We start from the raw sequence: 13591 nt of genomic DNA on the forward strand, positions 1-13591 counted from the left end.
TGATCTGTCATTGCTGTTGCCTCTATTATTTCTACTCCTTTTTGTTCGCACAGCTTTCTGAGTATCTGCCCTATATCTGCCTTCAACTGTCCATATATAGCTTTTCTTCTGTATTTCGGCGCAAACACTATGTGATACTGACATCTGTATGTGGAGTGGGTTGTATGCTTTATTTCATTTTTCATTGTTAATAACCTCCTTGTATCTCAGATAGTAATGTGGTCGCCAAACCTTTACTATTCTACCATACTTGGAGGTTATTTTTAAGCTTTTGCTAAAGCATTTTTATTCCCCCAGTAGAACTGGGGGTTTAGTTTCGCTAAAGCGCCAATAAGAAAAAGGGACTGCGTTTATTGCAGTCCCTTTTGTTTTATTCAAAAACTACTCTTTCAGTTCCCTCAGCATTTCCGCTACTTCCTCCACGGAGCATTTATAGTCGCCGTCGCCGCTGCGCTTATAGGTGCCTGTGTAGACGCTTCCGCCGATATAAATGGGCTCCTCGCCCTTTTTTATCTTAGGTACAGTTATGACTATGATATGCTTGCCGTCTATGCGCTTTATCTGAACGTCGTCATGTGTAAGGATATTTCTGCTCACCTTGCGCTTGTCGTTGATTATCTCCCAGAAATCGCTGAGAAGCCACTCGGGATCGGGTAGGTCTACATGTCTCAGAGTCTTATCGCTGAGCTCCTCTACTCCTAAAAGTATCACGCCGCCGAGAGTATTTGCAAATGCGGAATAGGTCTCCCACAGACTGTCTGGAAGTCCGCCCAAAGCTTTTTTTGCTTCTATACGGTTAGTCTCCTTGTATTTTTCAAGGTGCATTATGTCTATCATAGCCATTCCCCTTTCTGATTATATTATAGACTATATTTCGTCGTTCGTCAAGCTCAGGACAAAGAACTCGTGACGGCTGTCGCTACTTAGCAATAAGTGATTTGACAATCTATATGTTTTGCTATATAATATAATAGTATTTCTATATAACAAGGAGCGATAACAATGCTTAAAAAAATTACCGCAGCCGCACTGAGCACTGCTTTGTGTGTAACGGCTTCAATACCATTCACAGTAAACTGCGCAGCAGGTATTCAGCCCACAAATATCAACCTGTCAGCTGTACGCTCGGCAGACGATATCCCCGTACCTGCTGACCTGAGAACAGGTGAAACTCCCATGAAAAAGGGCGAACTTGGAAATAATATCCTGTACTTTCTCTATGAGGACGGTACGGTTTATATCAAAGGATACGGTGAAATGGGCGATTTCATCGGCACTCCCTTTGAAAAGTCGGCAAAAAACATAAAGAAAGCCGTTTTCATCAACGACGGCGACGGCATTACAAATATAGGCAATAGTTTGTTCTGCAACTGCCCCGAGCTTGAAGAAGCAGAGCTCCCCGACACTGTAACATCTATCGGAGTAAGCAGCTTCAGCTCCTGTCCAAAGCTCAAAAAGGTCAATATCCCCAAGGCTGTTACATCTATCGGAGTATGGGCTTTCGCAGACGATACCAGCCTTGAAGCCATTGAGCTCCCAGACAGTCTCAAGCTCATCGACAGAGCCGCATTTCAGGGCTGTACCGCACTTAAAGAAGTGACGTTTCCAGAAAAGCTGGAAACTCTGCGCGGATTGAGCTTCCAGAACTGCACATCTCTTACCGAGGTTACTGTCCCCGAAAACGTAACAACTATCGGACCTTACGCTTTCGGCGGCTGCACCTCACTGAAAAAAGCCGTTGTCAACGGCGGTTCAAAGCAGCTTGGCGAAAAGCTCTTTGAAAAATGTACAGCTCTTGAAGAACTCACTCTCCCCAATGCAGACACTGCTATTTTCAGAGAAAACGACGCAGAGCCTCTGAAATGGCTCGGCACTCTCTTCGGTTCTTTCGTCTCGGGTTATACATACGGCGTAGGCTTCGCCAATACTACCTATTATATCCCGAACTCACTCCAAAAGGTAACGATAACAGGCGGCACAAAGGTTGCCGATGAAGCATTCTACGGATTCAGCTCCCTTACAGAAGCAGTCATTCCTGATGATACCGAGTACCTTGGCGTAAGCTCTTTCAGCGGCTGTTCAGCTCTTGAAACGTTCAAAATGCCCTCTAAGGCAACATTTATCGGAGCTAACGCATTCCTAAACTGCAAGATGATAAATGTTGATATACCAGTCGGCGTTACCGAGATAGGCGCAAACGCCTTTGAAAACTGCTCATCTATCACAGAGATAAACATTCCAAAGGCAACAAATAAAATAGGCGATGCAGCATTCAGCGGCTGTACTTCGATTAAAAAGGCTGTGATAAGCACCTGCAAGGACGGTATCGGCAAGAGAACATTCAACAAATGTATGTCTCTCAGCGACCTCACTCTTCCCTATACAGGCTTTGATGCAGAATCCGCCGCAGCAAAGGACAGCTCATGCCTGTGTCAGCTCTTCGGCGAATATATCTCGGGATACACCTATAGCGTTACATACAGCGGCGCTACTTATTATGTGCCGAATAGCCTTGAAAAAATAACCGTTACAGGCGGAACCAATATCCCCGACGCTGCTTTCTATGGCTTCAATTCCCTTACTTCGGTAAGCATGCCAGATAATACAGAATATATCGGTGAAAACTCGTTCAGCGGCTGCTCAAAGCTCAAAGAATTCAAAATGCCCTCAAAGGCAACATTTATCGGAGCTAATGCATTCCAGAACTGCACACTGATAAACGTTGATATCCCCAAGGGAGTTACCGAGATAGGTGCAAACGCCTTTGAAAACTGCACTTTCCTCACTGAGATAAATGTGCCCGAAGCTACAGATAAGATAGGCGATTCAGCATTCAGCGGCTGTATCTCACTTAAAAAGGCTGTGATAAGCACCTGCAAGAACGGTATCGGCAAGAGAGTCTTCAACAAATGCACTTCCCTCGGCGACCTTACTCTCCCCTATGCAGGCTTTGATCCTAAGAACGCTGCAAGCAAAGACAGCTCTTGTCTGTGCCAGCTCTTCGGTGATTATGTCTCGGGATATACCTACGGCATATCATACGACAGCTCTACTTATTATGTGCCGAATACCCTTGAAAAAATAACCGTTACAGGCGACACCAATATCCCCGACGCTGCTTTCTATAGCTTCAGCTCTCTTACCGAAGTAAGCATTCCCGACGATACAACATATATCGGAAACCTTGCATTCTCAGGCTGTTCAAATCTCGAAAAGTTCGATATGCCGTCAAAGGCTGAATACATCGGTAATCATGCATTCAACGGCTGTGCAAATATAGTCGTTGATATCCCCGAAGGCGTTACAATGATAGGTGAAAGAGCCTTCGGCGGCTGCAACGCTCTCGCAGAGATAAATGTGCCAAAGGCTACTAAAGAGATAGGCGGTACCGCATTCTTCGACTGCACAGGGCTCAAAAAAGCAGTCATAAACGGCGAAGATACAATAATCGGTCCAAACTGCTTCAACAAATGTATCTCTCTTGAATCGCTCACGCTTCCTTTTGTTATACCTGATACAGTCAAGCAGACAGAGTCAGAATCATCATGGTTCAAGGGGCTTTTCGGCACCTATGTCTCAGGCTATACCTACGGTCTGTCTTGGGGAAACGGCACTATCTATATCCCCAACTCGTTAAAGGAACTCAATATAACAAACGGCAAAGAGCTTCCTGCTAACGCTCTCAGCGGAATGCAGCTGGAAAACGTTACTCTCCCGAAGACTATCGAATCTATCGGCAACAGCGCTTTCGACGGCTGCAATAAGATACTCAACGTATTCTATCCAGATAAGCAGGCTGCATGGGACAAGGTAAAGGTCGGTGAAAAAAATACAGTTCTTGACGAAAGACTGAGAGTTCTCGGTGATGACGGTGAATATCACAACGTGATAACTACCACAACAGTTTCCACAACAACTACGACTGCCGCAACAACAACTACAGTTACTACTACATCAGCACCTGTATCAAAGGACTATACACTGGGAGATGTTGATAACAACAAGGCTGTAGACGCAGTTGACGCTTCAACAGTTCTCACTGACTACGCATTAACATCTACCAACAAAAAAAGCGAATTTACCGAGGCACAGAAAAAAGCTGCCGATGTTGACGCAAACGGCGCTATAAATGCAGTTGACGCTTCATATATCCTTGAATACTACGCTTACACAGCTACCACAAAGGAAAAGCCTGTGACAATGAGCGAATACATGTCAAAGAAGTTAAAATAACAAAAAACAACCGCAGATAATCATAATACTCATGTAAAAGTTTTATGCTTAATATTGAGAGAACCCCTTTTGAAAAAGGGGCTTCTCTCAAACTCTCTCCCTAAAACTTTCAGTTTTATTTTTTCTCATATAGGGCTCGCTCTGTATAATTACAGGGCTTTTTTATTTGGGACGAGCCCTATATGAGAAAAAATCAGCTAAAAAAGTCTTTGGAAAGGGGTATGGGGGAAAGCCTTTCTTCAGAAAGGTTCCCCCCATAATTAGCTATAAGTTTCTATATAAGTATTGCGATTAAACTCTGCGGCTGTTTTTTTATCGATTATGGTCGGATAACAGAATGACTGTGAATGAAGAACTCCTCCTGACTTGGCTGCCAGCCCTTTTCCTTCGGCGGAAAGAGCTTATCGAACTCTGCAACAGCTGCCTCATCGTCACAGGGCTTATCTACGTCACTTGGATAGTAGAACCACTTCCTGCCGTCAAGAACGCCCTCTTTCAGCTCCTTGACAAGGAGCGCCGACGGGAAGAAATCTCCCTCGAAGCAGACATTGTACTTCAGACAGCTCTTATAGCCCCTTGCAACGTAATTATCGGGATTGCCGAAGTTTATGACCACGTCGTATCCCATTTCCGAAGCCTTGGCAAAGGTGTGCTCCAGCAGAGCCTTGCCGATGCCCCTGCGCTGATACTCGGGCAGTACGCAGAGCGGTCCCATGGTGAGGATATCCTTTTCATTGCCCTGCTCGTCCCTGAGCTTAGCTTTGCAGTACATAACGCTGCCCACTATCCTGCCGTCTGTTTCAGCAACATAGTCCAGCTCGCGGACAAAATCTGAGTGGTCACGCATGATATGTATGAAATAATGCTCAAAGCAGCCCGGAACGCTGAGATTCCAGAACGCCTCGCGGGCAAGATTTTCTACCTCGCGGTAGTCCTTTTCTGTTTCCTTGCGAATGATAAAGTCAAATTTATTCATTTTTATAACCTCCTGAAAATGCTGACAAGACACGAGAGGTTTGTGTGAGAAAGTAGTCGCAAACCTCTCGTTTACGCTGCTATCTCAGTTCTGTTATTATTTTTCAAACAACTGACTCCTTAATAAATATTGCGGTCATATCCGCTGGTTTTATTATAGCTTGTTTTTTCGGGATTGTCAATAGAATTTTCAAGTAAAAAAAATAATCAACTATCGATATCTGCCAAACTAAAGCTTTAAAGCAATATCACATTTGTGCTGCGGACTTAATCAGCACAAAATGAACATAACGTTATAAACGGGCAGTAAAATACAAAGCTGCAATACTTTACGTAAAAATAATTATACGAAATGCATAAAAAACAGCAAAAAGTGAACAAACAATCGTTTAAATCACAATAATCGACTTGTGTTGTTCATAAAAATGTAATAAAATTGTTGTATAAGCTGGGGAAAAGATGGGACGCAGCGGCTTCAACGCCATTGTGCTTTTCTTCAGTTGAGAAAAGGAAGAAACTTTAAAACAAAATCATGTTTGGAAAGTGAGGAATGATCGACATGAGAAAAGGCACTTTCAAGAAGATCGTCAGCGCTGGTATCACAGCAATGATGGTCGCAGCAAGTGTACCTTCAGTTCCTGCAGCCGTTGTTCACGGTGCTGATCAGCAGACCAGAGGCAACATCGGCGGTTTTGACTACGAAATGTGGAATCAGAACGGTCAGGGACAGGTTTCCATGAATCCCGGCGCAGGCTCATTCACCTGCTCTTGGAGCAACATTGAGAACTTTCTTGCTCGTATGGGCAAGAACTACGACAGCCAGAAGAAGAACTATAAGTCATTCGGCAATATAATTCTCACTTACGATGTCGAGTACACCCCAAGAGGAAATTCGTATATGTGCGTATACGGCTGGACAAGAAATCCTCTTATGGAGTACTATATCGTTGAAGGCTGGGGCGACTGGCGTCCACCCGGAAACGGTGCTGAAAACAAGGGCACAGTAACCCTCAACGGCAACACCTATGACATTGCCAAGACAATGCGTTATAACCAGCCCTCTCTTGACGGTACTGCTACATTCCCTCAGTACTGGAGCATCCGTCAGACCAGCGGTTCAAGAAACAATACCACAAACTATATGCAGGGCACAATTGACGTATCCAAGCACTTCGACGCATGGAGCCAGAAGGGACTGGATATGTCGGGTACTCTTTACGAGGTATCCCTCAATATCGAAGGCTACCGTTCAAACGGTTCAGCTAATGTAAAGAAGATAACTGTCGGCAGCGGCTCTCCTTCACCAAGCGAGACAACTACTACCACACCTACTCAGACTGTAAAGGCTGACGGCGACGGCAATTACTTCACAAGCACATTCGAGAGCGGTGCCGGCGACTGGTCAGGCAGAGGAAGCGCTTCTGTTGATACAGATTCATCTAACTACTATGACGGCAGCAAGTCTCTCTTAGTATCGGGAAGAGAGTCAGAATGGAACGGCTGCGCTATCCCGCTTGATCCAAGCGCTTTCGTACCGGGCAACACATACAGCTTCAGTGCTGCTGTTATGCAGAAATCAGGCGGAAGCTCAACGATCCAGATGTCACTCCAGCAGGGAGACGGCAACAGCGCTTCTTATACAAAGATAGCTGACTGCGACACCAAGAGCGGCGAGTGGACAAAGATCGAGAATACAGAGTTCACTATCCCTGATAACTCAGTCGATCTCATTCTCTACATTGAGACTCCCGAGAGCTCAGGTGACCTCTGCAATTTCTATGTTGACGCTGTTCAGGTATCCGAAAAAGGCAAAAAGTCCGCTGTTGTAACAGGACAGGGCAAGGTAGACACTACTTCAGCTCCTGATGATACACCGAAGACTACAGGCAAGAACTACAAGGGCGTTCGTGCTCATCAGAACCTTACATATAATTACGAAAAGGGCGGCAACGGCTTCAAGGACTACATGGGACCATACTTCCGTCTCGGTACTTCCGTAAGCGGCTATGAGATCGGCAACTCACAGGCTCAGCAATTCATCAAGAAGAACTACAACTCAATCACCTGTGAGAACGAAATGAAGCCTGATTCTATCGTTAAGGGCGTAAACGGAGACGAGGTTCAGATCAGCCTCCAGTCTGCAAACAGTATCCTTAAATTTGCAGAGCAGAACGGAATCGGCGTCCGCGGTCATACTTTCGTTTGGTACAGCCAGACTCCTGAGTTCCTTTTCAAGGACAACGGCAGCTATGTATCAAAGGACAGAATGAACAAGCGTCTCGAAAGCATGATCAAAAACACATTCTCACAGCTCAAGTCAAACTATCCTAAGCTTCAGGTTCATTCATACGACGTCTGCAACGAGCTCTTTGAGAACGACGGCGGCGGAATGAGAAACTGGTCCAAGTGGAAGGACGTTTACGGCGCAGGCAACTACGACTTCGTAGTAAATGCGTTCAAATATGCAAGAAAGTACGCTCCAAGCGAAACAAAGCTCTACCTCAACGACTATAACGAGTATATGTCCAAGAAGACTAACGACCTCGTTAACATGGCTAAGAATGTCATGAAGGAAGGCGACTATATCGACGGTATCGGTATGCAGGCTCACCTTGCAGCAAGCTATCCTTCAGCAAGCGAGTTCGAGACAGCTGTTAAGCAGTTTGAGTCACTTGGTCTTGACGTTCAGGTAACCGAGCTTGATATCACAAGAAATCAGAGCAATCAGGGCGAGCTCTATACTCAGATATTTGAAGTATGCATGAGACACGCTAAGAATATCTCAACTGTTACTCTCTGGGGTACAACAGACGAGAGAAGCTGGAGAAAGTCTGAAAACGGCGGTTCACCGCTCCCATTCAGCAATTACCAGCCTAAGAGCTTCTATAATGACATCATTGCTCTTACAAAGAAGATCGATCCGCCTAACTATGACGATGACGAAGAGGAAGTAGTAACAACTACAGCTACTACTACAACTGCTCCTCCTGTAAACGTTACAACAACTACAACCGCTCCTCCTGCACCTGCTAAGGACCTCAAGGAGATTCTCAACGAGAAGGTTTCTATCTGGGGCGACTCCAACAAGGACTCAGGCGTAGATATGGGCGACGTTGTACTTATCATGCAGTCACTTGCTAACCCTGACAAGTACCAGATGTCAGAGCAGGGACGGTTCAACGCAGACGTTGCAGAAGCAGGAAACGGCATCACAGCACAGGACGCTCTTATTTTACAGCGTTACCTCTTAGGTCTTATAAAGTCACTTCCTGCAAGCTATGCAGACCAGATCAAGACTGTAACTACAGAAGCTACTACAACTAAGGCTACTACTACATCAACTACTACAACTACAACAACAAAGGCAACAACCACAACTACAACAACTCAGCCAAAGTCAAACTTCAACTACAACGGCAACGTACAGTTCAAGGAAGCTCCCGGCAACTACTTCAACGGCTGCCAGCAGCAGGGCAAGGTTACAAAGGAGAGCTATAACGGTATAAACGGTTATAACAACTGCAATGTTTATACTCCTTATAATTATGATCCGAACAAGAAGTACAACATATTCTATCTCATGCACGGCGGCAGCGAGAACGAGAACACTTTGATCTCCCAGAACGATACAATGATCCAGAATATGCTGGACAACATGATCATGAACGGCGAGCTTGAACCTCTTATCGTTGTATTCCCGACATTCAACAAGACAGAAGCTGGCAAGTTCTACAGCGAGTTCCGTCAGAGCTTAGTTCCTTTCATTGAGGGTAAGTACTCAACATACGCAAATAAGGACACTTCTGCTGAGTCACTCAAGGCTTCAAGAATGCACAGAGCATACGGCGGCTTCTCAATGGGTTCTGTATCAACATGGGCTGTATTCGAGAACTGCCTCGACATCGTTGGCTACTTCATGCCTCTCAGCGGCGACCACTGGAACGGCAACTCCGCATATGACAAGGCTAAGAGTCTGGCAAACGCTGTTGACAAGTCAGGCTACAAGACAAACGAGTACTTCATCTTCGCTTCAACAGGTTCAGATGATATCGCTTATCCTAACGTAAATCCTCAGGTCGAGGAAATGAAGAAGATGAGCCAGTTCGTATTCACATCAGACTTCTCCAAGGGTAACTTCTACTTCATGGTTGCTCCCGGAAAGACACACTGGTGGGGATATGTAAGACACTATGTTTACGACTCTCTCCCATACTTCTTCCACGAGGGACAGTAAATATCAGAGAATTCTTCATAATTTAAAACTTTCTACGGAAAAACCGAGGCTTTTGTCCTCGGTTTTTTCTATATTATAAAAAATAGAAAGTTTTTCGCCGCGAATGTTGCTCTTTTCATGATTATATGCTATAAGCGCGGAGCCCGCGCAGCCTTTTTCGCGCTATAAATATTAAAATCGGTAGTTTTTCGCCGCGAATGTTGCTCTTTTCATGATTATATGTTATAATATACGCAAGCAGAGGAATTCTGCTAATAATAATGAAATGGCAGGTGAACACAATGAAGTTCAAAAAGTTTGCGGCTGCTGTTATTGCAGCGGCAACGGCAATTATCCCTCTCTCTTCAGATATTTCGGCAGCACTTCCCTCTTCTGCTGTTTATGCTGCTGAACACGCTACGGGAGCCGCTCTCCCCGAGTGGATACCTCAGAGCTTTGAATCTGCTCTGGATTTCCGCAATACCTACGGCGCTACTCATGTACAAGACGGACTTATATGCATTGTTTTCAGAGAGCAATATGAAAAAGTTCCCGAGGGCGAACCTCAGGGAGTTCTCAGATACGATATCAGAACTACCGAGAACATGATGAATGAGCTGTTCCACAAGACATACGCTGATGAAAACAGCAGGGACTGCTATGAAGTCGTTGTATATTATGCTCCGCAGAAGCAGGGCAATTTTGAAGCAGCACTGGTCGATACATGGATAAAGTCATCTGAGCTCGACCTTGGCTACAATCACGCTATAGCTCATTATTCGTTCTCTATAGGCGAGGAAAACGAAATAACCGAGACAGATATTTACAGCTGGCTTCCCGACAGCTATACGGAGTTCTATGACTATGCCGAAAAGAACGGCTCTGTTTCCGTAAAAGACGAGTTCGTTGTGTTCTGCATCAACGATACAGCAGGCATAAGATATCAGTGGGAGGAAACGTCGGACGACTATAGTACCTATTTCCAGCGCTATACTTCAAGCTACTGCTCAAGGGAGACTGCTCAGCCTCTTGCAGGCGGTCAGACGCCTCATATGGAGGTCTACAAAGCCGTAAAGGACGGAAAAGCACTGATAAAGTGGAGCTTTGTCCCATATGACGATGAGCTGAAGCTTCAATCAACAAAAAATCTTTTCGCGGACGCTGCTGTATCTGATAACGCTTCAAAGGTAACGCTAAGCAATAATTTTGTTAATAGCGGAGAATTCTCATACAATAATTACTCCATATACGGCACTGACGTGGCAATTTCGGGTGAGGACGCATACAGTTCATATGCTGAACCAAAGTCCGAGGTCGTAACCTCACAGAAGGAGCTTACTGAATTTCTTTCCTCTTACCTTAACGAGACCGCTCTGAAAAAATTCGTGTCACAGTACAGCGAGAAATACTTTGAGAACAACGTTCTTATGCTGAATGCTTATCTCGACGAATACCACGGACGTGTATCGAGGTTCGGACTTGACAGCATCTATCGTCCCAACGATATGCTCTATATAGACTACACTCCTATTATAAGCGGAGTACAGTCCAGAACATCATATCTCAGTATTCTTCAGCTGTCAATGCCAAAGAACGAATACAAGGACAATAAGGTTGAATGGAGCAAAGGCAGTGCACTCGCAGAAAACGTAAAGTGTATCACTTTCTATGATGAGGACACAGGTCAGCTTGTTGATATGAATAATGTTGACCTTTCCAAGCTCTTCGGTATAGAGATGAAGAATGTAGACGGTCAGAATCCTTATTACTGGGAAGTTATCACCGCTGAATGGCTCTCCCTCAATATTGACGAAAATTACCTCCCGAAGGGGTATAAACTGTCAAAGAATAAGCCGATATATGTCGACAACAATGGCAATAACACAGGCTATATCACGATCAGACTTACAAATAAGGAAAAAGTCAATGCAAAATACGCAATTGATAAGTACTCAACCATTACTAAGAATTTATTTACTGACGTATATACTACACTAAACGACTTCAAGCCTGCGGCAGTAAAAACACAGTCCGAGCTTAAAGAAATAATATCAAAGTATTTCTCGGAAGAGTATCAGGAAAAGATATTCGGAGCTTATGACGAAGCATTCTTCAAAAATAACGTTCTGCTCTTTGACTTGTGTTTTGACTCAACAGGCGGTCAGAAGGTCAGCATGAATGATACTGTATTATCGGACAACAAGATAACCGTTTACTACAATAAGCCTGCTCCTGACTTCGGAATGTGCAATACCGATTTCTTATTTATATTGCAGGTTACTGTTCCAAAGGACGAATATAACGGTCAGACAGCGGACTTCAAATGCATTGGAGACGCTAACGGCGACGGAGAATTCGGTATAGCCGATCTTGTTACGTTACAGAAATGGCTCCACAGCGGTTCAGACATCAAGCTTGATGACTGGAGAGCAGTTGATCTCTGCAAGGACGGTGCTGTTGATATATTCGACCTTGTTTCCATGAGGAAAAAGCTTATCAGGTTACACGATCTTGAGCCTCCGAAGAAATACCCTATCAATGTTCAGTATAAACGCTGTTATTGTACTCCCAGCTATAACCGTGAGGGAAGTATAAGCTATCTGACAAGTGCAGAGAAAGTCGGGACACTCTTAAACAGCCAAGGCGAACCATACGATGATGAGTGGTTCAATACTCATAAGCTCATGGTCATTACTGTTACCGAATCAAGCGGCTCTATAAGACATGAAGTTACAGAGCTTACAGACCAATATGTCACTATCAACAGGCTATTAACTCAGGTAATGACCTGCGATATGGCTGAATGGAATATCTATCTTGAGCTTGACAAGGACGCAGTAATAAGAGATGATTTCAAGATAAACTGGATCGAAGTACAAAAGTTATATTAATAATATTAAAGGCTGTACAGATTTTCTGTACAGCCTTTGTTTTTTATTTGCTTATGATAGCCTTTCTCATAAGAACAAGATCGTAAATATCAAGCTTTTCGTCCTTGGTGTAGTCAGCTGCCTTCCAGCTTTTCAGCTCTGCGCTCTTGTCGCCCAGAAGCCATTTCTGGAAGAGAAGAAGGTCAGTTACATTGAACTCGCCGTCCATGTTCACGTCGCCTGCCAGGTCATCAACAGGATCAACATGACTTTCATCAAATACCATTTTTGCATTTTTAAGGAACGGATCATCTGAGGGCTTCTTTACCTTTTCCCATGTATCTTTGCTGCCGTAGAAAGTAATAGTAGCCTGAGCCTTATTATCAGCAAACGCCATATCGTCGATAGATGTCAGCTTGCCCGAGATCTTAAGGTCTGTCAGCTTATCACAGCCGTCAAAAGCCATACTTCCTATCTCGGTAACGCCGTTGAGCTCTACCGATTTAAGCTCGGAGCAGAAGAAGAACACATTGTCTTTAAGCACTGTTACACTTGACGGTACAATAACAGATGTGATATCCATATTGCGCTGGAATGCGCCCGAAGCTATATATTTAATATCTGAACCCAACTTTACATCGCCCTTGCACTTGTCACCGTCAAGAAGTGCGCCGTTTACGACTACCAGTGGTGACTTCTCACGCTGTGCGGCTATCCACGGTGTATCCTCAAACACCTTCGTATTCCATTCAATTATATGGTCAGGGAACTCAACTTTCTCCAGTGATTTACAGTACTCAAATGCTCTGATACCAACCTTTTCAACGCTGTCAGGTATAGTTACCGATGTAAGATCAGGGCAGTTGTTGAATGCATAGTGACCTATTTCCTTGACTGAATTAGGAATAGTAACGCTTTTTATCTTGCTTATCTGGAATGCATACATTCCGATAACTGTAACGGGCACACCGTCGATACTTGCAGGTATCTCTACTGAAGTAGCTGACTTATCGCACAAAGTAATCTCAACATGGTCGGAATACTTCTTGTAAGTAAGCGCACCTGACTTGCCCTCATTACCTGTTTCTTCTGCATATGCACTGAGTACAGGAGCTGAAATTGCTCCTCTCTGAGACGGCAGAGAAATACCTGCTGTCATAGTTACTGCGGCAATAAATGCTGCTGCCTTTAAAGTTTTTTTCTTGTTGTTCATAAATAACCCCTCCTGTTATTATGATTATTATCAAGACACATCTGAAACAGATGTATTGATTACATTTTACCATATAAAAACAAAAAT

General features: G+C 44.3%; 7 protein-coding genes. 3 read left to right on the forward strand and 4 right to left on the reverse strand.

Features of this window, described 5'->3' with window-relative positions; genetic code table 11:
* Together tnpA and T497_RS0110410 are read right to left on the reverse strand one after the other, a co-directional pair.
* On the reverse strand, window positions 1-185 hold a 185-nt coding region (tnpA, locus tag T497_RS0110405), incomplete at its 3' end, for an IS200/IS605 family transposase (protein WP_028515561.1).
* Between the two features lie 196 nt (window positions 186-381).
* A complete protein-coding gene (locus tag T497_RS0110410; protein WP_028515562.1) occupies window positions 382-837 on the reverse strand; it encodes an AlbA family DNA-binding domain-containing protein in 456 nt (151 codons plus the stop codon).
* Between the two features lie 165 nt (window positions 838-1002).
* Here T497_RS0110410 and T497_RS0110415 point away from each other — a divergent pair, with 165 nt between their 5' ends.
* On the forward strand, window positions 1003-4233 hold the full coding sequence (locus tag T497_RS0110415) for a leucine-rich repeat protein (RefSeq protein ID WP_028515563.1): 3231 nt from the start codon (window positions 1003-1005) through the stop codon (window positions 4231-4233).
* A 319-nt stretch (window positions 4234-4552) separates the two neighbouring features.
* Here the strand turns inward: T497_RS0110415 and T497_RS0110420 are convergent, their stop codons facing one another.
* Entirely contained in the window at window positions 4553-5209 is a 657-nt protein-coding gene (locus tag T497_RS0110420; protein WP_028515564.1) for a GNAT family N-acetyltransferase, read from the reverse strand.
* Window positions 5210-5767: 558 nt separating this feature from the next.
* Between T497_RS0110420 and T497_RS18665 the strand changes: the two genes are divergently transcribed.
* Together T497_RS18665 and T497_RS0110430 are read left to right on the forward strand one after the other, a co-directional pair.
* Entirely contained in the window at window positions 5768-9442 is a 3675-nt protein-coding gene (locus T497_RS18665; RefSeq protein ID WP_207640333.1) for an endo-1,4-beta-xylanase, read from the forward strand.
* A gap of 281 nt (window positions 9443-9723) precedes the next feature.
* Window positions 9724-12312 (forward strand): dockerin type I repeat-containing protein, encoded by a 2589-nt coding sequence (locus T497_RS0110430; protein WP_028515565.1) that lies wholly within the window; start codon window positions 9724-9726, stop codon window positions 12310-12312.
* 43 nt (window positions 12313-12355) lie between these two features.
* Here the strand turns inward: T497_RS0110430 and T497_RS0110435 are convergent, their stop codons facing one another.
* Window positions 12356-13504, reverse strand: a complete 1149-nt coding sequence (locus T497_RS0110435) for a leucine-rich repeat protein (RefSeq protein ID WP_028515566.1) — start codon at window positions 13502-13504, stop codon at window positions 12356-12358.
* Window positions 13505-13591 lie beyond the last annotated feature (87 nt).

This window comes from Ruminococcus flavefaciens MA2007, assembly GCF_000621845.1.
GTDB lineage: Bacteria > Bacillota > Clostridia > Oscillospirales > Ruminococcaceae > Ruminococcus > Ruminococcus flavefaciens_E.